At 37.1% G+C, this 26,184-nt stretch carries 11 protein-coding genes, 4 tRNA genes and 3 rRNA genes; 9 read left to right on the top strand and 9 right to left on the bottom strand.

Going from position 1 to position 26,184, the window contains the following annotated elements; genetic code table 11:
- Positions 1-289: 289 nt before the first annotated feature.
- The 6 genes from L0669_RS19705 to L0669_RS19730 all read left to right on the top strand — a co-directional run bounded on the left by L0669_RS19705 (position 290) and on the right by L0669_RS19730 (position 8,149).
- Positions 290-1,984 (top strand): hypothetical protein, encoded by a 1,695-nt coding sequence (locus L0669_RS19705; protein WP_263759588.1) that lies wholly within the window; start codon positions 290-292, stop codon positions 1,982-1,984.
- A gap of 259 nt (positions 1,985-2,243) precedes the next feature.
- Positions 2,244-4,232, top strand: a complete 1,989-nt coding sequence (locus L0669_RS19710; protein WP_263759589.1) for a GAF domain-containing hybrid sensor histidine kinase/response regulator — start codon at positions 2,244-2,246, stop codon at positions 4,230-4,232.
- A 76-nt stretch (positions 4,233-4,308) separates the two neighbouring features.
- A complete protein-coding gene (locus L0669_RS19715) occupies positions 4,309-4,674 on the top strand; it encodes a response regulator transcription factor (protein WP_173969938.1) in 366 nt (121 codons plus the stop codon).
- Positions 4,674-5,888: a YaiO family outer membrane beta-barrel protein gene (locus tag L0669_RS19720; protein ID WP_263759590.1), complete on the top strand. Its 1,215-nt coding sequence runs from the start codon at positions 4,674-4,676 to the stop codon at positions 5,886-5,888. The genes L0669_RS19715 and L0669_RS19720 overlap by 1 nt, the downstream gene beginning before the upstream one ends.
- 1 nt (position 5,889) lies before the next feature.
- Complete coding sequence (locus L0669_RS19725) at positions 5,890-6,711, top strand: hypothetical protein (protein WP_263759591.1); 822 nt, start codon at positions 5,890-5,892, stop codon at positions 6,709-6,711.
- A 4-nt stretch (positions 6,712-6,715) separates the two neighbouring features.
- Positions 6,716-8,149, top strand: a complete 1,434-nt coding sequence (locus tag L0669_RS19730; RefSeq protein WP_263759592.1) for a glycosyltransferase family 2 protein — start codon at positions 6,716-6,718, stop codon at positions 8,147-8,149.
- A 152-nt stretch (positions 8,150-8,301) separates the two neighbouring features.
- On the opposite strand, the gene L0669_RS19735 is transcribed toward L0669_RS19730, so the two are convergent.
- Positions 8,302-10,470: a hypothetical protein gene (locus L0669_RS19735; protein WP_263759593.1), complete on the bottom strand. Its 2,169-nt coding sequence runs from the start codon at positions 10,468-10,470 to the stop codon at positions 8,302-8,304.
- Between the two features lie 770 nt (positions 10,471-11,240).
- On the opposite strand from L0669_RS19735, the gene L0669_RS19740 reads away from it, so the two are divergent.
- Positions 11,241-14,552, top strand: a complete 3,312-nt coding sequence (locus L0669_RS19740) for a SusC/RagA family TonB-linked outer membrane protein (RefSeq protein WP_263759594.1) — start codon at positions 11,241-11,243, stop codon at positions 14,550-14,552.
- Between the two features lie 13 nt (positions 14,553-14,565).
- Entirely contained in the window at positions 14,566-16,563 is a 1,998-nt protein-coding gene (locus L0669_RS19745; RefSeq protein ID WP_263759596.1) for a RagB/SusD family nutrient uptake outer membrane protein, read from the top strand.
- Positions 16,564-17,306: 743 nt separating this feature from the next.
- On the opposite strand, the gene L0669_RS19750 is transcribed toward L0669_RS19745, so the two are convergent.
- The 7 genes from L0669_RS19750 to L0669_RS19780 form a co-directional block, all read right to left on the bottom strand.
- Positions 17,307-17,392: transfer RNA gene (locus L0669_RS19750), tRNA-Leu, on the bottom strand.
- Between the two features lie 6 nt (positions 17,393-17,398).
- Positions 17,399-17,471 (bottom strand) — tRNA-Phe (locus L0669_RS19755).
- Between the two features lie 72 nt (positions 17,472-17,543).
- Positions 17,544-17,653 (bottom strand): 5S ribosomal RNA (gene rrf, locus L0669_RS19760).
- 156 nt (positions 17,654-17,809) lie between these two features.
- A 23S ribosomal RNA gene (locus tag L0669_RS19765) occupies positions 17,810-20,693 on the bottom strand.
- A gap of 140 nt (positions 20,694-20,833) precedes the next feature.
- Positions 20,834-20,907 (bottom strand) — tRNA-Ala (locus tag L0669_RS19770).
- A 159-nt stretch (positions 20,908-21,066) separates the two neighbouring features.
- Positions 21,067-21,140: transfer RNA gene (locus L0669_RS19775), tRNA-Ile, on the bottom strand.
- 124 nt (positions 21,141-21,264) lie between these two features.
- Positions 21,265-22,778: ribosomal RNA gene (locus L0669_RS19780) — 16S ribosomal RNA — on the bottom strand.
- Together the 16S, 23S and 5S rRNA genes with 4 tRNA genes alongside form the textbook arrangement of a ribosomal RNA operon.
- Positions 22,779-23,978: 1,200 nt before the next feature.
- On the opposite strand from L0669_RS19780, the gene L0669_RS19785 reads away from it, so the two are divergent.
- Entirely contained in the window at positions 23,979-24,728 is a 750-nt protein-coding gene (locus tag L0669_RS19785; protein ID WP_263759598.1) for a DeoR/GlpR family DNA-binding transcription regulator, read from the top strand.
- A 188-nt stretch (positions 24,729-24,916) separates the two neighbouring features.
- Here the strand turns inward: L0669_RS19785 and L0669_RS19790 are convergent, their stop codons facing one another.
- On the bottom strand, positions 24,917-26,098 hold the full coding sequence (locus L0669_RS19790; RefSeq protein WP_263759600.1) for an MFS transporter: 1,182 nt from the start codon (positions 26,096-26,098) through the stop codon (positions 24,917-24,919).
- Positions 26,099-26,184: the final 86 nt, after the last annotated feature.

Here is a 26,184-nt window from a genome sequence, read left to right on the forward strand (position 1 = left end):
TCTTTTTGTCACAACATTCAAAAACGCAAAAAACTGTTTATTAAACAATTTTAACTTTTGTGTTTTTAAACAATTATCTAAGAAGGAAATACCCAGTTCAACAAAAATGACATATAAACATCCTACTCTTTTTATCAAAATAAAACTAACTTATTAATCTGCTTTAAGATTTATTTTTCCAACCTACCTTAAAATGAAATCTAAACTTATTTAGCCTTTTTCATATTGTTCTGTGGTAGTTTGCTTCTTCCTTTATCAAATATTTTTGTTCGAAACTTTAAAAAAAAATATGAACAAAACATTCTACTTATTTATTGCCAGCCTTATTACATTCACATCATGTTCGAATGATAATGACCTAAGCAAAGACCTGCCAAATAATGCAATCGAGCCTGTTAAGGTGATAAATAAATCCGGATCGGCAGATGGAGTAACCTATAATATTCGAGATCTGGCGATTAATCCTGACTTAACTAAAATTTCTTCTGAAAATGCTACTATAATTAGCTCTGAAACAGAGATGCAAAATGGTAACTTCAAAATTCAGACTTCATCTTCTGCCGTAGCAGAAAAACTTATTGTAGGAAACTTAATTTACTTAACATCAAATAATGATAAAGTATATTTTAGAACAATAACCAGTATTTCAAAAAACAACAATAATTACTTATTGTCAACAACTGATGCTAACATAGGAGATTTGTTTCAAGGTGGTTCTATTGAAATATCGATGAACGTACAGGAAAATGAAAGAGCGCTGAGGTCTAAAAACACTTCTTTGCTAACTGCAAAAGGAAACTATAATAACAGTTTTACTTATGACATTTTCAATCATATCAATGAATATAAAGCAAATGGTTTCACATTAAATCCCAATACATCTATAAATTCAGTTCTTAATATGAAAATAGGATTTGGAAAATCAAAAATACTTCCAAACGAAATAGAAGTCTATTATCAAATCAGTAGCGCAGTAAACCCAAATTTTACATTTTCGGGGGCTGTAAACAAAAAATACTCTTATAATTTAATTGACAATGTTCCTGCAAATCTTTTAGACTTACTAAAGAAAGTTGAAATCGATCTTACGATTCCGGCTGGTGATCTTTTGGGAGATATTCCTGCAAAAATAAGCATTGACGAAATCGCTTTTCCAATTGACGTTGAGGCAACTATATCACAAAACTCACATTTTGCAATCAATTCAAGCGGAATATTCAAAATTGGGTTTGCTTATTATAATAATGTACCAGGGAAAAAAAGCCATTTTATCTATGAAAATACCATTACCAATTCAAAAATTACCGAAGGAGATTTAACAGGAGAAGTAATTTCGGATATGAAAATATCAATCAAACCAAAAATTCAATTGTTAGATTCTAATGTATTGGATGTAAAAGGAAATATTGAATTTGGAATTAACAGCTTCACTCTTGGAAATGGAAGTTTATCTCAACCAGCTGCTTTTACTTCGACTGGAAATTTCTATTCATCAGGAACTTTCTCTTTTGGAGCTTTAGGCTTAACTGTGTATACTACAGAATTATTTAGAGAAAATAAAGAATTGTGGAATATGGGAAATCTTGCTAAAACAATTACTGTCTCTAATTTTAAATCTGTAAAAACTTCTTCATTACCTTGCAGTGGTCTTTATTCTTATGGTTTTGATATTACTTTAGATTATAAATATCTAATTAATGGTAAAGTTCTTTCTGGTGATTTAGAAGTTACTTATGATGTTTATTCAGACATTGGAACTGTATTAGAAACAGCTAAAAAAGTAAAGGTTTCTCCAAAAGACATTACAACAAATAGCTTTAAAATTAACCTTTGTATTCCGTTTAGAAAAATTAATATTTTTAGTATCGCGAAAACAAGTAATATAAAAAACATTACAATTAAGGATGCAAATGGCTATATAGCTACAGGAGTTATTAACCCTGCAACTAATATTGCGTACCCACAAATGACGGTTACAAAATAATACTTTCTAAAAGGTAATTTAAAAAGATTGGCTTAAAAGCCAATCTTTTTTATTTATAAACAAGACACTAAATAAATTATAATGTTTGTCCCGGAAAGAATCATCCTTTTTTTGTTAAATCGACATATCTATTACCAATTAGACTAATTTACTACTCTAATAGAAGAAAGAACAAATCTTTAGGTACATTTGCAGGATTTATTTTTTCATCAAGTTTTACTCGAAAATATTTTATTTTTGCATTTTACGCTCCTATATAATGAATACTCCAGAACAACCTATACCACACAACGAACTACAACGTCTTGCCGCATTAAAACGCTATAATATTCTTGACACTTTGCCAGATACTGCTTTTGATGATGCTACAAAACTCGTTTCTTATATATGTGGTGCGCCCATCGCACATATTTCATTCATCGACGAGAACAGACAATGGTTTAAATCGGAAATTGGAATTGGAGTTTCAGAGGTACCAAGAGAAATTAGCTTTTGCCGATATACTATCATGGAATCGAAGATGGTTGAAATACCGGATACGCATTCGAACGAGCGATTTAAAAATGATCCTAATGTTACAGGAGGTTTTAAGGTGAGATTCTATGCCGGAGTTCCGCTTACGACACCTGACGGATATAACATTGGAACCATTTGCGCTATCGATCATGTTTCAAAAGAACTTAATGACGATCAGCGTAATGCACTTACGATAATAGGTAAACACGTTATCAATCAATTAGAATTAATAACAAAAAATATTGAGCTGGCTGCTCAGAAAAAAATCGCCGATCGTGCCGTATTTGCAAAAGACAGTTTTCTAGCGAATATGAGTCATGAAATTAGAACTCCGCTAAACGCGATTATTGGTTTTACAGATCTTTTGGCACAAACGAGACTTGATACAATTCAGCGTGATTATATAGAAAGTGTTCAAATTGCCGAAGAAAATCTGCTTTTAATTGTAAATGATATTCTGGACCTTTCTAAATTAGAATCGGGACATTTAACAATTGAATCGCAACCTTTCAATTTAAAAAATTCCCTTAAACATATTTATGATTTACTAAAAATTAAGGTGCCTAAAGATGTTGAATTTAATCTTTTTCTGGATGCCGAAATGCCTGAAAACGTAATTGGAGATCAGGGCAGATTAAATCAAATATTAGTAAACCTTACCGGTAATGCCCTTAAATTTACTGAAGATGGTGAAGTAACTATTTCTGTAAAAAAAGTAACTGAAACTGCTGATAATTATTCACTTAAATTCTCGGTTAAAGATACCGGAATTGGTATACCGGCAGAAAAACTTAAAACTATTTTTGAACGATTTACCCAGGCAGAAGAAAGCACTACCAGAAGATTTGGCGGTACAGGACTTGGACTTAATATTGTAAAACAATTAGTCAATCTTCAAAATTCTGAAATTCATGTAAAAAGTAAAGAGGGTCGTGGCTCAGAATTTTTCTTTATTTTAAATTATAAAAAAACAGAACAAATTGAAGCCGAAGAAGAACAGTTGTCAGGCTATAATTTAGGAAAACTAAATATTCTTCTTTGCGAAGATAATGTCCTGAATCAAAAACTGGTACGAAGCGTGATTCATAATTTTGGTTTTGAGCTGGATATTGCTGAAAATGGAGAGGTTGGAATTGATCTTTTATCCAAAAATAAATACGACCTGATATTGATGGATCTTCAAATGCCGGTAAAAGATGGTTATCAGACTACAGAGTACATCAGAAATGAAATGAATTTAAACATTCCGATAATAGCCATGACGGCACATTCTCTTGTGGGCGAACAGGAACTTTGTTTTAATATGGGAATGAATGCTTATGTACCAAAACCTTTTAAGCAGACGGCACTTTTAGAAACTATAAAAACGGTTTTAACCATAGAAAGTAAACCGGTTCAGAAAAGAAAAGTAGATTTGTCTTTCTTAGAAGAAATGTCTTATGGAGATACCGGTTTCAGACAAGAGATGATCAATCTTTTTGTAGAGAAAATTCCAAATGAAGCCGATCAGTTACAAAAAGCATTTCATGACAATGATACCAATACGGTGAGAGATCTTGCGCACAATATGAAATCAAGTATTGACATTTTTATGCTAAAAGATCTTAGTAACTATTTAACTATTATCGAAGAAGAAGCCAAATTGGGACAATTTAATGCTGAAACCGCAGATAAAATAAATATTTTTCATTGTGAAATCACAGAAGTCGTTAAAATCTTAAAGGAAGTATGATAAAAGAGAAGTATGCCTTAATTTTGTAATAATAGCAGTTGCTAAAAGTAGTTACCCCAAAGACAAAATTTAAGCCATGAGAATAATTTTATCCGAAGATAATGAAATCCTACGCAAATCATTATCATTTTTCTTAGAGTCTAAAGGATTTACTGTTGATCAGTTTTCTGACGGAAAAGACGCACTCGATGCCATTGAAGCAAATAGTTACGACCTGATCCTTACAGATATCAATATGCCCGGCAAAAGCGGAATGGAAATTACGCAATATGTAAGGGAAAGTCTTGGTTCTGATATTCCAATAATTATATTTACTTCGTCGGGCGTAGAACAAACCGAACTCGATTCTTTTGACATTGGTGCAAACGAATTTATGGCTAAACCTGTTAGTCCGGCTGTGCTTTTAGTGAGAATTAATAAATTACTAAAAACACGACTTTAATGAAATTTCTATACTACTCCATTTTCTTATTTTTAATTTCCTCGAGTGTTATAGCGCAGGAAATTAATCTTGACTCGGCTTTATCTGAGGTAAAACGTGAAGTCGAAAAAAACAACTACGATAAAGCATTATTGCTTCTGGAGCCTTTGCAAACCAAGTTTCCTGAGAATGAAGATATAAAAATTTATAAAGGCCGAATTTACAGCTGGAAAAAAGAGTATGCTTCGGCAATAAAAATATTGTCTCCAATGGCAGACAGAACCAGTCCTAATCCCGATGCTTTATTGGCTATTATTAATGTCTATTTTTGGTCAGAACAATTTGAAACCTGTATTGCGTATTGCGATAAATATCTTGCAATAGATTCCAATTCTTCGGATGTTGCGTTAATCAAAATTAAATCGCTCGAAAAATTAAATCGTGATAAAGAGGCATTAGAACTGGTAGAAAAATTACCTATAACCGACAATAGTACGCAGGCCATTACAGGATTGCGAACACTTATTGGCCAAAAGGCAAAAAATGCAATAGCCGCTTCTTATCTTAATATCTCAACCTCTAATCCTGGTCAGTCGCCTTTACATTATGGCTATATCGAATATTCGCATAAATTTAGCAAATCGGCTCTTGTGGGACGTGCAAATATAGGTTATGCCAACAATGATACACAAATGATGTTTGAGGCAGATTATTATCAGACCTTCAAAAAAAGAGATTATTTATATGTTAATGCTAGTTTTTCGACCGGAGAAACCATATTTCCCGTGGCAAAAGTTGGTGCCGAATATTATTTTAAACCCGGTAAAAGATTCGATTATGCTCTGGGTGCCAGATTTATGCATTTTGAAACCGATGACGTAACATTACTTACAGGACAAATTGCCTATAAAACAGGTTCGTATACGCTGGCATATCGTCCTTATTACGATACTTCAAACGAATTGCTTTCTCATGTTTTAAGTATTCAGCATACAAACGACGAAAAAGAAAGTCTTATACGATTAGAATTGCAATATGGTAACGTTCCTTATTTGTATCTTTATAATAATGCAACTGAACCTTTAAAAGCGTATAGAGTTGGTTTGCAATACCAGCATCGTTTTGGTAATTCCTTTTTTGTGCGACCGGTTTTTCTTTATGAATATGAAGAATATTTGCCAAACGAATACAGAAATAGATTTAATGTTCAGGTAATTGTAACGAAACGTTTCTAATATGCTACAAATCAGGAAATTTTTTAATAATGATGCCTGGTTAGAACATTTTCTAATTCTGTGCATTAGCCTGTTTATTATTTCGGCGGTGATCTTGTACGTCATGATTATCAGAAGCCGAAGTAATAATATCAAGAAAGAAAAGCTCAGAATAGTATACAGTTCATTAATTGAAAAATTAATGTTTTCGATTGTTTTTCAAGACCTTACTTTTTCTGCTATTAAAGAAGACAAAGATTATAAAATACTTTCCAGAAATGCTTTTTCGAGAGAAGTAACTATGGAATCTATTATCGATCTCCACAAAAATTACGATGGAGTTTATTCGCAGAAATTAGAACAGTTTTATAAAGAATCCGGCTTGATAAACGACTCGCTTAAACGTCTTAAAAGTTTAAAATGGGAGATAAAATGCAAAGGTATCACGGAGCTTGCAGAAATGAATGTTACCGAAACTTTTGACAGCATCATAACGATATCAAAATCGAGAAACAAAACTTTAAAAATTACAGCACTCAATGCCGCCATTAAACTTGGCGGGACAAAAGGTATTGTACATCTTACTGAATATCCTTTCCCAATAGATGAATGGATGCAGATTAATATTATAAATGCTTTTAAAAAACACGATGTTGGCGACACAAAAGGAGTTGAACTATTACTCGAATCGCAAAATACAACAGTAATTTCACTTGGTTTAAAACTGATTAAAGAACTTAGACTTACACAAAAAATTTCGTATGTAGCACAATTGGTAAACAATGGTACCAATACACAAGTAAAATATGAGGCGCAAAACGTATTGCAGACTTTAACAATATAAGCAAATGACTTTTTTTAATAACGAATTAACGGCGTTTTCTGAAGTATATCTCATGCTTATACTTGCTTATGCGATATTCATCATGTCGTCTTATCTTATATTAGCTCATCTTTCGACAAGAGAATTGAGAGAATATCTTAAAAAAAATAGTTTTGTAGATTATAATGTGCTTTTAACAAGTGAATTTGCGCCGAGTCTTTCCCTGATTGCTCCTGCTTATAATGAAGGTTTTACAATTAAGGAAAATGTAAAATCGTTACTTTCATTAAATTATAATAATTATCAGGTGATTGTTGTAAATGACGGAAGTAAAGATAATTCTATGGAAATCCTCATTAGTACTTATGATCTTGTACTAACTGAACGTGCGATTCATCAACAAATAGAAACAAAAAAAATAAAAGGAATTTACACTTCTAGAAATGCTGCTTTCAAAAAACTAATTGTCGTAGACAAAGAAAATGGCGGTAAAGCCGATGCTTTGAACGTGGGATTAAATATTGCTCAAAATCCGTATGTAGTTTGTATTGATGTAGATTGTATTCTTGACAAAGACTCATTGCTTAAACTAGCAAAACCCTTTCTTGAATCACATGAAAAACGTATAATTGCTACAGGCGGCGTTGTCAGAATAGCCAATCAGTGCGTGATCAAAAACGGACGTTTGGTCGAAGTAAATATTCCGGATGTTATGATTCCAAGAATACAGGTGTTAGAATATCTGAGAGCTTTTCTTTTAGGAAGAATGGCCTGGAGCAGACTTGACGGCTTATTACTTATTAGCGGAGCTTTCGGTGCATTTGACAGAGAAATTGCTTTACTGGCAGGTGGCTATAGCACAAAAACTGTAGGCGAAGACATGGAATTGGTGGTGCGAATGCGTCGCTACATGCTTGAAAACGATTTGCCTTACGGAGTGAGTTATATTCCTGATCCGCTTTGCTGGACAGAAGCGCCTGAAGATTTCAATATTTTCAAAAAACAGCGCAGCCGTTGGATGAGAGGAACTATTGAAACTCTTAGTCTTCATAAAAAAATGTTCCTGAATCCAAAATATAAACTTTTAGGAATGCTAAGCGTACCGTATTGGACATTCTTTGAGTTTCTGGCTCCTGCAATAGAATTTACCGGACTTTTGATTACCGTTATATTTATCATATTTGGTTTATTGAGTTGGTATTTCTTTTTTTTACTTTTATTGTTTGTGTACTTTTTCGCTGTTTTATTTTCAGTCATCGCATTGTACAGCGAAGAACGTACCTATCATAAATATCCAAAACAAGCTGATTTTTTTAAGCTGTTACTGGCTGCTTTCATAGAACCATTATATTTTCATCCTTTAACCATTTATGCTGCTTTAATTGGTTATAAAGAAAATCTTATGGGAACCAAAGGCTGGGGCGAAATGACCAGAAAAGGTTTTACTCAGAAACCGTAATCTAAATTGAAAAAAAATCATTTAAGTTTTTAATTATCATTTTCCTGACAAGACAATCAAACAATAGATATTATAAAAAAAACCTGAAGATCAATTCATCTTCAGGTTTTCTTATTTAAGATATTTTCTAATAAAAATATATGCTGCTTTTACTACTTATCCATACTAATGTATGCCGGATATGATTCAGCATTAGGCAAATTAAATTCTTCGTCATAAGGTGGTATCCCTACACCGTTATTGTATAATGCTACACGTTTTACCCCAGTTGCTGTGCTTCCACCCGTTCCGTTAATCACATTTAAAATATTACCCGGACCCGCAAAACGAGTGATACACATTTTTTCGAGTTTCACATTTGGGGTATTAGGTACTTCAAAGCCATTTTTCTTGTTTACAATGCCGTTATTTCCTGTAAAAACCGCATAAGAACCCATTCCAATCGTATGATGTTCTTTTACTGTATTCGCCACCTTAAATGCTGCATAACCATCAACTTTACCTCCCTGACTGCTCCAGCTTGCTTGATTGGGAGCATCATAAGGCGGTTCATTTTGAAAGAAATAAGTTCTACCGCGTTCTCCTAACCATAACACTTCATATTCCTGATAATGCTCGACAAATAAAGCATAAAGTGTAACATCATCGCCCGTAACAATAAGACCGTTTTTACATCTGTCTCTTACCCAACGAGCCTCTCCGCCTTTTTGCGAACCATGATCAGCACGCCATAACCAAAAATGATCGCCTACTACATTGTTACTGTTAATTTGCATAGAAGCTTGTATCTGAATATTTTTTGACTGAACTCCACCTACTCTGCAAGTAATATCCGAAAGCAAAATAGGATCGTTTGTATGGTCTGCATTTGCCCCTTCGTTACCAATTCTAACCTGATACGTTGTACTATTAAAAGAATCCATCAAAAGTCCCGCAATGATAATCCCGTCCTTGTCATCAGCATAAATACATCCCCAGCTATTTTTCTCTGTAGGTTCAAGCGTAACCGAAGCTATACCCGCACCTAAAAGTATAGCATCTTTTCTATTCACCTGAATAGGAGCATTCAGTGCGTAATGTCCTGGTGTGAAAAATATATTTTTGCCTGCTTTTAATGCATTATTGATTTCTACATCAGTATCACCTTCTTTGGCAACATACCAGTCTGTAAGCAAATCCTGAATTTTTCCTTTCCCGATATCTGTAGACGACCACGAAACTCCTACTCTATCCTTTTGCCATGCCGGAACAAATACTTTGTATTCGCCGTCTCCATCCACAAATAAGAAAGGCTTTTCTCTGATAATAGGCGTAGTAGAAATTGGAGAATTTGCATCATCAGCCTTTGGAGGATTTACACAACCTTGCCAAACCATATTATAAGAACCTCCCATAGATGCTGAACCAACAGGAAATATGGCATTTCTGGTATACCATTGTTGCTGCCCGCCCCAATTAGGTCTGGTCGATGTATAATGAGTATCGGCAATAAAACCACCACTTCCCCAAAAATTAGTGCCTCCAATATCAGATATATATTTTGAAGTACTTTCAATCAGCATTCTTCTCGCACTCGTCGATTGAGAAACTGTCCAGCCAAAATCCCGCATGACTTCAACATTTTCTACAGAACGCCAAAACGTACACGTAGCATTTGCTCCACCTGAAAGATGAGGCCTTGTAAAGATAGCACCCAACTTAACATCTGATGGTACTTTACCCAAACCTCCAATATGAGAATAAAACCCTAATTCAATTGCATTCGCTTCTTTCGACGACGCAGAACCTGACCCGCCAGCATCGTAAGTTTCTCCCTTTATATTTGCTTTAAAATAATAAGCCTGACGTTTGGTAGTCCATTCACCATTTGATCCTCCAAGACCAATACTTGGAAACTGCGAATTAATATCGTTTCTAGCCGTTTCTGCCTTTTCGTACTTTCTGTCGTAGAAATACATATTACTGCCAAAAATTTGATTTTCAAGCGAAATTAGTATGGTTATATCGTTACGGGTAATTTTATAGTAGTTCTCATATTTATCTTTATTAGGTTTACTATCTGTAAATGTCAATTTAGAAGTAGACCCCACCGATACAAAATCTGATGCTAACCTGCTCCCTCCTCTCGTAATGATATAATTTCCTGAAGAGCCAAATGCCGGCCATGTTAATACGATATTATGTTTCTTTTTGTTGTAAACAATTTTGCCTTCTATTTTATGCTCCAGTTTTTTTTCACCGGAAAAATACGATGGTACAAAACTGCATAGAATCAACATAAACGCACATGATGTAAATATTGAGATTATTTTTCTGTTCATAATACTATTCTTTGTTAATGATTTTTACTGCTTTTTATGATCTAGGAATTTCGAAGATAATAAATAATCCTAAAATCTATATTGAGCGATAAATGGCTATTTCAACCTGAAAATGCCAATACTTCCATCTATCACATAAAAAATATGAGATTATTTTTACGGACAAATACAATTCATCTTTATGGTTAATATAAATATTCTATACATAGCTCTACAACGAAATTTGTTTTTACCTGCCATTGTCTCATTAAAAATATAATAGATTCTTATAAATTTTCGAATCAATTATATTAATTCCTTAATAACTAAAACTTAGTTATTCAATTATAAAACAACAACTTAAACACATTTCCTTTCATAAACTTCTTTTTATTATTTGAAAGGATCAATAGTGAATTAAATAATATACAGCGACGTCAATTTTTTAGTAAGATCAATATGTATCGCAATTATTCAGCATTACATTTTTAATAATTTCAGTTTTATTTTTTTTCGATATCTATTATTTCATTAACGTCATTTTTTTAAGACAAAAACGCATCTAAATTCAGAAAAAAGATTTTAGTATACCCAAAAACGTATTTTATTACTCCTCGCTAAAACCAATATTATTCAATTTTGCACGGTAAATCACCAATCGATATTTACCAGTTCATGGTGATTTTTTCAAACTAACTAATTAATTAACCAATTACCAACCACAAATGACAAATTCTATTAGGATTAAAAAAAGTCCTAATTGCGTATCTGGATTTAATTTGAAAAAGAAAATGATGCTGTTTTGTGTCCTGCTTTCTTTATCTCAAGTTGATGGATACGCTGTTAGTTCTAAGCGTACAACAACGTCTCAAAATGTACAACAGCAAAAAAGCATTACCGGACAGGTTAATGACGAAAATGGTTTACCGCTCCCAGGTGTAACCATATTAGAAAAAGGAACTAAAAATGCCGTTTTAACAGATTTTGACGGAAAATTTAGTTTAAAAACAGAAAATGAAAATGCCATATTAGTATTCTCTTTTCTGGGTTATACAAATACTGAAGTATCCATAAAAGGAAAAGCTGCGGTAAATGTAAAAATGCAAAAAGCTACAACTTCATTAGACGAGGTAGTTGTAGTGGGATACGGTAAAATGAAAAAAAAGGATTTAACGGGAGCAATTGTTCAGGTAGCACCTGAAAGACTGGCCAACCAAAACCCACAAACCGTTCAGGATATATTAAGAGGTACTCCCGGATTAAATGTAGGTTATGATCCTTCGGCAAAAGGAGGAGGAAGAATGCAAATTCGTGGACAAGGTTCTGTTTATGATCCTAGAAAAGAGGGCGTACATAGTTCACCGCTTATCATTTTAGACGGAATGCAATTCTATGGTGAACTTTCAGAAATTAACCCTGATGATATTGGCCAGATCGATATTTTAAAAGATGCATCGGCAGCATCTGTATATGGTGCGAAAGCAGCAGCCGGGGTTATTATTATTTCGACTAAAAAAGGTAAAACCGGCAAGCCTATGGTTAGTTTTACTACCAATACAACGATTAGTAATAAAAGTGCCTATCGTGGTGTATATTCTCCGGAGGGATATTTAAAATATCGTGAAGATTGGGAAACGGCTCAAACTTATGGCATTAATACAGCAACCGGACAATACGAAGCATGGATAGCAGGAACTACTGCTAATGGTAAACCGGGGTATTTTTCAAATCCTAACGATTTAAGCAAATGGGGTATTACCGAAGCACAATGGTTAGCCTATCAGCCGCCTTTACAAACCAACGGAAAAAGCTCAAAAGAAGTATGGGGAGCACGTTTGGGATTGAATTTTGATCCTTCATTAATGGCTAATTTCCTGGCAGATAAAACACATGATTGGAGCAATAGTTCTTTTAGAACAGGAATTAATCACGATTATAATTTGAGTATTTCCGGAGCAAGCGACAAGGTAAATTATTACATGTCTTTTGGTTACTTAAATTCAGAAGGAGCTATTGTAGGTAATGATTATAAATCAGTACGTTCTAATATGAAAATTGATGCTAAAATTACCAGCTGGCTTGACGTTGGAGCAAACGTTAATTTTCAGGATCGTTCAGATGGAGATATTACTCCCTCTCTGGATACACGTTCCGGTTTTAATAATATGATGAGAACCAGCCCGTTTGGAACCTTTAAAGATGCAAATGGCAACTATGAAAGACAACCGATGGGAAAAAATGTTTCCGGGCAAAATTATAACTATTACTACGAACGTCAATATATAGAGAAAGAAACGGGATATACAATATTGAATAGTATTTTCAATGCAAAGGTAACATTACCTTTAGGTATTACTTATTCGTTTAACATCTCTCCTCGTTATCAATTTTATCATGATCGTTATTTCAGGTCAACACAAAATCCAAACTGGCCAGCAGCTACTACTGGAGCTGTTAGAAATAACTCCACGAATTTTGATTACAACCTGAATAATACATTGACCTGGGATTATACAATTGCTGAAAAACACCACATCATAGCAACTTTTGTTCAGGAAGCTGAAGAACGTCGTTACTGGTCAGATGGAATGAATGCCTATAATATTCAGCCTTCAGATGCTTTAGGGTTTCACAATGTTGCTACTGCAACATTGGCGAATAGCGAGCTTAGATCAAAAGACACGCATGAAACAGCAGATGGATTGATGGCAAGACTTTTCTATTCCTTTGACAATCGTTACATGCTTACAGCAACTATTCGTCGTGATGGATATTCGGCATTTGGTGATTCAAATCCTTATGCAACTTTCCCTTCTTTTGGAGTGGCATGGAACTTTAAAAATGAAAGCTGGTTCAATTGGGCTCCAATGTCTACTGGTAAATTACGTTTATCGTGGGGTGAAAATGGAAACAGATCGCTTGATGATCCGTACATTTCTTTGGCAAACTTAATAAATACCGGAACGATGGGGTATTTAGATTCTTCAGGAAAAGCGCTTGAAATGAAATATTTATCGCTTGATCGTATGGCAAATCGAAATTTCGTATGGGAAAAAACTGCTTCAACAAATATTGGTCTTGACTTAGGTTTTTTACAAGATCGCATTACAGCTAATATAGATGTTTACAGAAAGAATACTCACCAAATGATTATGAGTCAGGCATTACCTAATTTTACAGGATTTGCATTAATTGCAACCAATTTAGGGGAAGTACAAAATCAAGGTTTTGAGGTGAGCATTAATACCGTTAACATGAAAAAGCCAAATTTTGAATGGCGTACTACATTAGGAATATCCTATAACGAAAATAAAATTCTTTCATTATACGGCAACATGGTAGATGTTAAAGATGCCAGCGGTAATGTAGTTGGAAAAAAAGAAGGTGACGATTCGGCTAATGGATGGTTTATAGGCCGACCAATTTCTCAAATTTGGGATTACAGAATAACTGGAATCTGGCAGAAAGACGAGTGGAAAGAAGCTCAAAAATACGGGCAGCGTCCCGGAGATCCAAAAGTAGCCAATAGTTATACTGCAGACGATGTAGATGCGGTAGGCCCAGATGGTGTTACTTATAAAAAAGCCGTTTATAACGAAAAAGACAAACAGTTTTTAGGGACTTCAAGTCCTCCTGTACAGTGGTCATTGCGTAATGATTTTAAAATTTATAAAAATTGGGACTTAGGTATCAGTATGTATTCTTATATGGGGCACAAATCATTGGATTCAAATTATATGAACACTTTCAACGATTCGAGTTTGTACAAATTCAATTTCAACCCTTATGTAAATCCGTATTGGACACTTGATAACCCAACCAACGATTGGGCACGTCTTGATGCTAAAGGACCTGCGGGAACTCCTGTCGCACCAGGAAAATTGTATGATCGCAGTTTTATTCGTCTGGACAATATTTCACTTGCCTATACACTTCCAAGAGATCTTTTAGACCGCGTACATATTAAAAGTATCAAAATTTATGCTTCAGTTCAAAATGTAGCAACATGGTCTGCTTCTAAAGAATGGAAATACTATGGAGATCCGGAAACAGGAGGATTGGCTACAAGACAATTTAATTTAGGTTTTAATTTCCAACTATAACAATTACCCAACAATGAAAAGATATATAAAAAATAAAATGACAATACTGGTACCTTTTGTAGCATTGGCAGTGTTGTCTGGTTCTTGTTCGAAAGATTTTCTCGATGCAGATCCACTTTCGGTTTATCAACCTGAAACTACATTTAATACAGAAGCTGGACTACAGGCGACTTTAGCATTATGTGATAAACAGCTGCGTAATAATTATATTCATTATAATCCTGCGGGAGTAAGTGTGCCTATTGGTACAGAGTATCTTTTCTCTGATATGGCACAATATGGAAAAACAGATACCGGCAGTAATATTGCCGACTATGCTGCTACTATTGTTCCTACCGGAACTTACCAAAGGGATGTAGGTGAGTCAATTTATCTTGGTTTTTACTGGACTGAAGCTTATACAGGTATTAAAAATGCTAATACTGTATTATCGTATATTGGGAATGTAAAAACTTTATCAGAAGAAGTTAAAAATAAATTTATCGGACAGGCTTATTTTCACAGAGCTTACCGCTATCTTAACTTAGTTTATCAATTTGGAGATATTCCATTGATTACAACAATATTGACTGTCCCTAAACAAAGCTACTATTCTACAAAAAAAGAAGCTATCATTGAAATGATTACAGCCGATATGGAGAAAGCGGTACAATTTGTACCGGAGCAGTCAAAAATAGGATATGTGGGTATGGTTAGTAAAGGAGCGTGCCGTCAGTTACTAATTAAATGTTACTTAGCATCTGGCAGATTTGCTGATGCTGAAGCACAAGCTAATATCTTAATCAATCAATCAGGTTATTCCTTGGTACAAAACACTTTAGGTATTTTTGATCCGGGTGGAAATCCTACGACATGGCCTATTACCAGAAATGTAATCTGGGATTTGCACAGACCTGAAAACAAAGTAATTTCTGCAAATACCGAAGCTATCCTGGTAGCACCAAATGGAGGAGCACAATCATTCTTAACATTTGCTTCCATGAGAATTTTTGGACCTAACTGGAACGATGCCAATTTAATTACTCCTGATGGTAAAACAGCGGCACCACGTTTTCCATCGAATGATAAAAATTATAATGCAAAATATGATTATCAAAGAGCAATAGGGCGTGGTATTGGTACCATCAGCGGTTCTTATTATTCTCAGCATCCTATGTGGGTTGTAAACCATATCGAAGATAAGGTCGACCTAAGACACAACAGCACAGTTGGAAATTGGGTGAATATGGAAGACCTAAAATATGCTCCCGGTACCGGTGGAAGTGCTACATGGGCTGGGCAAAATTTCACAATGAAAGACGCATCTGGTAAGTTGTTAGCACAAGATTCTATTCGCGATTGGTTTGATTTCCCTCATTATAAAATCTTTTATCATGATGTTGTCGCCGAAGGTAATCCTGCAGCAAATGATTTTCAGGGAGCTAGTGCCGGATCTAGTGCACACCTATACATTTATCGTTTAGCCGAAACCTATTTATTACGTGCAGAAGCTCGTTTTTATCAAGGTAACACCGCTGGAGCTGCTCAGGATGTAAATGTCGTGAGAGCGAGAGCAAAAGCTTCACAAATGTATACTACAGTAACTATTGGTGATATTTGTGCAGAAAGAGGAAGAGAACTTTATCTGGAAGAATGGAGAAATGTAGAGTTAAAACGTATTTCGCACTGTTTAGCTCTTAGCGGAAAACCTGATGAATGGGGCCAAACTTACAGTAAAGACAATTGGGACAAACAATCAGGAACAGATGCAGTAGGTGGAAGTTATTGGTACCAGCGTATTGTACATTACACCCTTTACAATAAATATCCAGCAGGTATTTCCCTTAAACCAGGTGTAAAGTTTTATACAATGGACAAACGTAATAATTACTGGCCAATACCATATAGATTGGCTATCGAGCCAAATATCAAGGGCCAGTTAAGTCAAAACTATGGCTATGATGGTTACAATCCAGGCGTTAAAATCTGGGATAAATGGCAAGACGCCGTTGCAGACGAAAGTAAAATTTAAATTTATTGGCTTTATTAAGCTAAAAAATAAATAATAATCTGCGTTTTCCAGAAGTTTATAATTTACATTATAAAACTCCATAACAAAAGAACATTACTTCTTCAGTTATGGAGTTTTTTTATTTCGCAAATATTAAAAATAAAGCAAAGAAAAAGTCTTCTAGATATCAGAAGTCATCTAAAACAAAAAGCACGCGCTACGCATTATAAAAACACTATAAGCAAGTAAACACAATATCACCTCAAAAGTTTCTGCAGAAATAGAAAATGATTAAGTATTCAAACAAATAAAAACACTCTCTCATTTCTTTTTCAAAAAATACTCCACCCCTTTTAGAAAATTTAATATGTCAACTTTTTGAATTTGGGCGTTTCCCTCCGGGCCGGGCTGTCCGCTAAATCTTTTGCGAGAGAGGTTTTAGGGTTTGGCTTTGCCGGAAGTTTAGTGTATCGCAAAAGGATACCGCTTCCATCCCTAACGCAACCAAGTACTTCAATAAATTCGAATATAGGTTTTAAGATAATAAAACCAAATTCCAGGTAAAAACTAAAAAAAAAAAACCACAGAGCAATCACGCAACTTTGCGAACTTTAGAATGCAGAAAAACCATTCAAAAAAGATCCTTTGCGATCTTTGCGGTAAAAACAGTTCAATCTGATTGTTTAAAATAAAGTGAGATCAAAATCCTTCATTTAAGTGCAAAAAAAAACTCCAATTAGCAATTAGCCAATTGAAGTTTTTAGTACTCAGAGCGGGACTTGAACCCGCACGAACATTGCTGTTCACTGGATTTTAAGTCCAGCGTGTCTACCAATTTCACCATCCGAGCATGATGTGGTACCTCCAGGGATCGAACCAGGGACACATGGATTTTCAGTCCATTGCTCTACCATCTGAGCTAAGGTACCTTATTTGCTTAAACCAGTAAGCAAAAAGTTAGAATAAAAAACCCCGTTTGGTTAGAAACAGGGTTTTCAAAAGAAAGGCGACGACATACTCTCCCACATAACTGCAGTACCATCTGCGCAGGCGGGCTTAACTACTCTGTTCGGGATGGGAAGAGGTGAGCCCCGCCGCAATAACCACCTTAAGGTCGTTGTTACTTGAGGTAACTTTTTTAATTAAGAATTGATAATTCACAATTCATAATTAAAAACAATATCTTAACATACTGAGATAAAGAAAAGTACTTTTATTTACTATTTTAGAAAGTTTCTTCCTCCAAGTTGCCCTGGAGGAAAAGGGTGTACATAAGCTTACGGATTATTAGTACTACTCGACTATGACATTACTGCCTTTACATCTATAGCCTATCAACGTGGTCATCTTCCACGATCCTTAAAAGAAATCTCATCTTGTGGTGGGTTTCGCGCTTATATGCTTTCAGCGCTTATCCCTTCCAAACGTAGCTACTCTGCGGTGCCCCTGGCGGGACAACAGATACACTAGAGGTTTGTCCAATTCGGTCCTCTCGTACTAGAATCAGATCCACTCAAATTTCTAACGCCCACAGTAGATAGAGACCGAACTGTCTCACGACGTTCTGAACCCAGCTCGCGTGCCACTTTAATGGGCGAACAGCCCAACCCTTGGGACCTTCTCCAGCCCCAGGATGTGACGAGCCGACATCGAGGTGCCAAACCCCCCCGTCGATATGAGCTCTTGGGGGAGATCAGCCTGTTATCCCCGGCGTACCTTTTATCCTTTGAGCGATGGCCCTTCCATGCGGAACCACCGGATCACTATGCTCTACTTTCGTACCTGATCGACCTGTATGTCTCTCAGTCAAGCTCCCTTATGCCATTGCACTCTACGCACGGTTACCAAGCGTACTGAGGGAACCTTTAGAAGCCTCCGTTACTCTTTTGGAGGCGACCACCCCAGTCAAACTACCCACCAAGCAATGTCCCCCGCAAAACGGGGTTAGGCCTCAGATAAACAAAGGGTTGTATTTCAACAATGACTCCACAACGCCTGGCGACGCCACTTCACAGTCTCCAACCTATCCTACACATCATTTATCCAAGGTCAATACTAAGCTATAGTAAAGGTGCACAGGGTCTTTTCGTCCCACTGCGGGTAAACGGCATCTTCACCGTTACTACAATTTCACCGAGCTCATGGCTGAGACAGTGTCCAGATCGTTACACCATTCGTGCAGGTCGGAACTTACCCGACAAGGAATTTCGCTACCTTAGGACCGTTATAGTTACGGCCGCCGTTTACTGGGGCTTCAATTCAATGCTTCTCCGAAGATAACATCTCCTCTTAACCTTCCAGCACCGGGCAGGTGTCAGGCCCTATACTTCATCTTACGATTTTGCAGAGCCCTGTGTTTTTGATAAACAGTCGCCTGGACCTCTTCACTGCGGCCCTGATTGCTCAGGGCGACCTTTCTCCCGAAGTTACAGGTCTATTTTGCCTAATTCCTTAGCCATGAATCTCTCGAGCACCTTAGGATTCTCTCCTCAACTACCTGTGTCGGTTTACGGTACTGGTACTAATTACCTGAAGTTTAGAGGTTTTTCTTGGAAGCCCTTAGGCGCACTATCTCTTTGTCCGAAGACTCCGAGTACTATCGTATTTCCCCAAGACGCGTGGATTTGCCTGCGCATCTTATAGGTAGGTACTTCAACGAACTATTCCGTCAGTTCGCGGCGCTTTCATCACTCCGTCACCCCATCACAGTAATTAGTAGTACGGGAATATTAACCCGTTAGCCATCGACTGTCCCTTTCGGGTTCGCCTTAGGACCAGACTAACCCACAGCTGATTAGCATAGCTGTGGAAACCTTAGTTTTTCGGTGTGCGGGTTTCTCGCCCGCATTATCGTTACTTATGCCTACATTTTCTTTTCTAACCAGTCCAGCATACCTTACGATACACCTTCAACCCTGTTAGAATGCTCCCCTACCACTTACAGTAAACTGCAAATCCATAGCTTCGGTAATATACTTATGCCCGATTATTATCCATGCTCGTCCGCTCGACTAGTGAGCTGTTACGCACTCTTTAAATGAATGGCTGCTTCCAAGCCAACATCCTAGCTGTCTGGGCAGACAAACCTCGTTCTTTCAACTTAGTATATATTTGGGGACCTTAGCTGATGGTCTGGGTTCTTTCCCTCTCGGACTTGGACCTTAGCACCCAAGCCCTCACTGCTGTGAAACATTATATAGCATTCGGAGTTTGTCAGGAATTGGTAGGCGGTGAAGCCCCCGCATCCAATCAGTAGCTCTACCTCTATATAACTTTATGCACAGCGCTGCACCTAAATGCATTTCGGGGAGTACGAGCTATTTCCGAGTTTGATTGGCCTTTCACCCCTACCCACAGGTCATCCGAAGACTTTTCAACGTCAACCGGTTCGGACCTCCACTGTGTGTTACCACAGCTTCATCCTGCCCATGGGTAGATCACACGGTTTCGCGTCTAACACTACTGACTAAAGCGCCCTATTCAGACTCGCTTTCGCTACGGATCCGTGGCTTAACCACTTAACCTTGCCAGCAACGTTAACTCGTAGGCTCATTATGCAAAAGGCACGCCGTCACCCCACGAAAGGGCTCCGACCGCTTGTAAGCGTATGGTTTCAGGATCTATTTCACTCCGTTATTCACGGTTCTTTTCACCTTTCCCTCACGGTACTGGTTCACTATCGGTCTCTCAGGAGTATTTAGCCTTAGCGGATGGTCCCGCCAAATTCAGACAGGGTTTCACGTGCCCCGCCCTACTCAGGATACCACTATCTATTATACTCGTTACCCATACGGGGCTATCACCCTCTATGGCGTCACTTTCCAGTAACTTCCGGTTCCTTGTACATAAAATATCGTGGTCCTACAACCCCAACATTGCCGTAACAACATTGGTTTGGGCTAATCCGCGTTCGCTCGCCACTACTTACGGAATCACTTTTGTTTTCTTCTCCTCCGCCTACTTAGATGTTTCAGTTCAGCGGGTTTGCCCACCTATCGGTGTACTATGTCTTCAACATAGTGGGTTGCCCCATTCAGGTATCTACGGATCAATCGGTGTGTGCCCGTCCCCGTAGCTTTTCGCAGCTTATCACGCCTTTCATCGCCTCTGAGAGCCAAGGCATCCCCCATACGCCCTTATTTTGCTTATTGTACCAATCATAAAATTAATTATGACCGTTTTTTTTGTTTCTTATTATTCGTATCTCTACTATAACAAAAAACGCTTTCTACTTTTTATTATTTTCTTATCTCAATATGTCAATGAACTTTTATTCGCCTGGGCGAATCAGTGGAGAATAACGGAGTCGAACCGTTGACCTCCTGCGTGCAAGGCAGGCGCTCTAGCCAGCTGAGCTAATCCCCCATTTTAATTAAAAATTAAAAATCGTGAATTAAAAATTATGAACTTTTGATCCTAAATCTTTCAACTTCTAAAATTTCCTTTTTCTAAGCACACAGTCTTTTTAATTTATTTGTTTCTTATAATTTACAATTCATAATTTATAATTAACAATTTAAAAAGTAGTCCCGGGCAGACTCGAACTGCCGACCCCTACATTATCAGTGTAGTACTCTAACCAGCTGAGCTACGAGACTCTGTTTTACTTAAAATTTATTATTTGAACTAACAGCAAGAGTAATTGAATCTATCGATTCAGAACTTTCTAAATGAACATCTTTTTTCCTCAGCGTGCATTACTGCTAACACTTGAGGCTCTAGAAAGGAGGTGTTCCAGCCGCACCTTCCGGTACGGCTACCTTGTTACGACTTAGCCCTAGTTACCAGTTTTACCCTAGGCAGCTCCTTGCGGTCACCGACTTCAGGCACCCCCAGCTTCCATGGCTTGACGGGCGGTGTGTACAAGGCCCGGGAACGTATTCACCGGATCATGGCTGATATCCGATTACTAGCGATTCCAGCTTCACGGAGTCGAGTTGCAGACTCCGATCCGAACTGTGACCGGTTTTATAGATTCGCTCCTGGTCGCCCAGTGGCTGCTCTCTGTACCGGCCATTGTAGCACGTGTGTAGCCCAAGGCGTAAGGGCCGTGATGATTTGACGTCATCCCCACCTTCCTCACAGTTTGCACTGGCAGTCTTGTTAGAGTTCCCGACATGACTCGCTGGCAACTAACAACAGGGGTTGCGCTCGTTATAGGACTTAACCTGACACCTCACGGCACGAGCTGACGACAACCATGCAGCACCTTGTAAATTGTCTTGCGAAAGATCTGTTTCCAAACCGGTCAATCTACATTTAAGCCTTGGTAAGGTTCCTCGCGTATCATCGAATTAAACCACATGCTCCACCGCTTGTGCGGGCCCCCGTCAATTCCTTTGAGTTTCATTCTTGCGAACGTACTCCCCAGGTGGGATACTTATCACTTTCGCTTAGCCACTGAAATTGCTTCCAACAGCTAGTATCCATCGTTTACGGCGTGGACTACCAGGGTATCTAATCCTGTTCGCTACCCACGCTTTCGTCCATCAGCGTCAATCCATTAGTAGTAACCTGCCTTCGCAATTGGTATTCCATGTAATCTCTAAGCATTTCACCGCTACACTACATATTCTAGTTACTTCCTAATAATTCAAGTCTAACAGTATCAATGGCCGTTCCACCGTTGAGCGATGGGCTTTCACCACTGACTTATTAAACCGCCTACGGACCCTTTAAACCCAATGATTCCGGATAACGCTTGGATCCTCCGTATTACCGCGGCTGCTGGCACGGAGTTAGCCGATCCTTATTCTTACGATACCGTCAAGCTCCGACACGTCGGAGTGTTTCTTCTCGTATAAAAGCAGTTTACAATCCATAGGACCGTCATCCTGCACGCGGCATGGCTGGATCAGGCTTGCGCCCATTGTCCAATATTCCTCACTGCTGCCTCCCGTAGGAGTCTGGTCCGTGTCTCAGTACCAGTGTGGGGGATCTCCCTCTCAGGACCCCTACCCATCGTAGCCTTGGTAAGCCGTTACCTTACCAACTAGCTAATGGGACGCATGCTCATCTTTTACCGTTGTGACTTTAATAGTGGTTTCATGCGAAACTGCTATACTATGAGGTATTAATCCAAATTTCTCTGGGCTATCCCTCTGTAAAAGGTAGATTGCATACGCGTTACGCACCCGTGCGCCGGTCTCTAGCCCCGAAGAACTATACCCCTCGACTTGCATGTGTTAAGCCTGCCGCTAGCGTTCATCCTGAGCCAGGATCAAACTCTTCATCGTATATTTTAATATTATATTGCGATGTTATCTATCGGTTCTTTTCAAATCTCTCGATTCCATTACTCTTATTCTTTTGTTTTAACATCTCTGTTAAAACGGCTGTCAATTCAATATGTCTACGAACGTGTATTTCTTTTCTTTTCGCTTGTTTCTCAAAGCGCGTGCAAAAGTAGAAAACTTATTTCTAACTGGCAAATGTTTTTTGAAGTTTTTTTTAAGAAAATTTCTTTTCTTTTTCTTTCTAAAACCTTACCAATTTATCAATGAACTTTCCGTGTTTTGCGGGGTGCAAACTTAAAACTTTCTTTCTTTACCCACAAGCTTTTTTTAATCTTTTTTCGAAAATAAATTTTCGTTTTGATTGCTTTTGCCTGTCAGTATTTCAGTGAACGTTTATCGTTGTTGCGGGTGCAAAAGTAGCGCCTTTATTTACATTTACAAGCCTTTTTATTATATAATTTCAATGTTTTTCGAAACTTTCTCTTAACACTCTGATAACATCAAGTTTAGCTTTTCTTCTTTTTTAGACTTTCTAAGATTTTTCTTAACCGCATTGCTCTTTTCATAATAGGCGTGGATTGAAAACTCCTGTTTTTACAGACTTCGCAGGTTTTTATATTGTTTGATGATTACTTGGTAACAGGGAATTTAATGGTTTTGGAACAGTTTGCCACGAAGATATTAAATCACAAAGCTCCTTTTACTGCGTTTTTTAATCTCGCAATCCCGATGGCTATCGGAAGCAGAGGTGCTAAGTTTTACTTTTGGGACTGGTAAGTCGCAACGTTTCTCTTTATACATATAGATATCTTCTTATGAAAACCTATGCCCTAGCCCTGATAGAAGAGGAAATCCTTTTGTGCCGGCGTTCGGCACAAAAGATTGGAACGGATAGCAGGAAATAGCTCCTGATCCTTAAAACTAAATTTCAAATTTTTAAAATTCCAAATTCCAAAACTGAAATCGCTTTAGCTGTTCGCTATTACTCAAGCTCAGATTCTAAAACTTAAAGGCTTCGACTTAGATATATTACTCGTATATATAAGGTATAGAAAACAAATGTGAAAGGTTTTGAAAATTTGTCGGGTTGTATAAAGGTTTATAGCCATTATTTGTATTTACCACTTCCCTTTCTATAAAATATATCTTTGGGTAAAAAATGTATCTTTGCAGTCCTATTATATATATATATTATCTTTTATGCTGAAAGAAGAACGTTTTGCAAAGATTCTGGAAATACTCTCGAAAGATGGCAGGGTACAATTTGATACTATGGCAATGGTATTGGAAGTCTCTGAAGACACGATTCGCAGGGACATTGAAGCGCTACATAATAACGGACTGCTTTCGAAGGTTCGCGGGGGTGCTATACCGGTAACTAAAAATCCTTTGAGTTTTGTTGACAGAGCGGCTTATGTAACAGGTAAAAAAGAGGTTATTGCTTTGAAGGCGCAGCAGTTTATTGAGGATGGCCAGACTATCTTTATGGATGGTGGTACTACCAATTGTAGTATTGCAGCAAAACTACCTATTAAATCTAAACTTACTATTGTAACTAATAATACTGCACTTATTCCTGTTTTAGAAAATCATAAAAATATAAAACTGATTCTTTTAGGGGGATTATACAATGCTCAGACTCAAACTACCGAAGGGGCAAAAGCTTGTGATGAAATTAGCACTTATGTGGCAGATAGTTATTTTCTGGGAACTTGCGGAATTGACAGTACGTTTGGCGTAACGGCATCTTTTGCTGGTGATGCGGATGTTAAAACCGCTATGCACAAATTCTCAAAAAAGACTTTCGCTCTTGCTGTAGAAGAAAAGCTGAATACATCGGAGACTTTTAGAATTTGTCCTATGGAGGAAGTAGCTGTACTAATAACGGAACTTGCAAGCACAGACCTTAAATTAAACTCGTACAGAAAGAGCGGTCTTAAAATTATATAACTTACTTATTCTATAAAAAATTACTGCAGATCACAAGATCTGCAGTAATAGGATCAGTAAACCAATTTCAACTTACTAACTAAAGAGAATTGTTGTTTTCTGACGCATTAAAACAAAGTCAATACATACTGTATGTCTATTTATTGAGTTTTGTTTTATCTTCTAAGCATTTAAGTATTTTCAAAGTTTTACACTTTTAATGATTTTTTCTTCGAAGAGAAATTCATTAAGTACAATGGCCCTACCAGAAAAAGCAGAACTGCACATACTATCAATGCTTTTGAAAGGGATGATGCATGGGCGATAAATCCGATTCCTGCTGGTCCTAAAAGCTGACCTGAATATCCCATTGTAGTTATAACGGCAACAGCTGTTGCTGTCTTAATGTTTTTAAGTTTTCCTGCTTCATTAAAAAACACGGGAACAATATTGGCAGCGCCACATCCTAAAAGAAAAAATCCCAGCAAAGAAATTGAAACAAGGGGTGACAAAATCCCTAATAAAAGTCCTGCTGATGCTAAAAGCGCTCCTGCGAAAACTACTATCGAGGCATTATAATTTTCGACAATCCTGTCTCCAAACAAGCGCATGCAAGCCATTGCAATTGAAAAAACAGCATAACCCGCTCCAGCCAGGCTTTCGTCTAGTGCTTTATCTTCATGAAGAAAAAGGGCGCTCCAATCGAGCATAGCTCCTTCTACCATAAAAACAATAAAACATAAGAATCCTAAAAATAAAACGCCCTTATTTAGCCATGACCACTTCCATGCCTGAGATTCACTGTGCTTAGCTGGAATATTTACAAATTCTTCGGCAGCACTAAATAAATTACCGTATTGAAGACCGAGAGTTAAAACAACAAGAACTGAAATACAAATAGCGGCTGTGAGTGGCGGTAATCCCATTTTCATTAAAATTCCTAATCCCATCGAACCAAAAAGTCCTCCTACGCTAAAAAGTCCGTGAAGCGATGACATAATAGGTTTGCCATATATGTTTTGCAAGTGAATACCAAAAGCATTCATTGCAACATCTATGGTTCCAATACCTGCTCCAAAAAGCAAAATGGAAAAACTCATCAGTAAAATTCCGTCGAAAAATGCTAAAAGAGGTAATACTAAGGCAATAATTATAGCTGATATCGCAATAATAGTTCTATTGCCAAATTTTTGACTGAGATAACCGCTGATCGGCATCATAATAATAGCTCCTGTTCCTAAAAGTAGTAATAACATCCCTAATGAAGCGTCATCTAAATTTAATCGTGCTTTTGCAAAAGGAACCATAGGCGCCCAGCTCGATAATGCCAGACCGCAAACAAAAAAAATGCTTCGTATTGCCCAAACTGCTTTATTAATTCGTAAACTCATATATTTAATCTTAATTTTTATTTTGCAAATTTATGCAAATTTGCAAAATAAAGCAATATTATTTATGAAATAAAAATAAGCTGCCT

Source organism: Flavobacterium bizetiae, assembly GCF_024271895.1.
GTDB lineage: Bacteria > Bacteroidota > Bacteroidia > Flavobacteriales > Flavobacteriaceae > Flavobacterium > Flavobacterium bizetiae.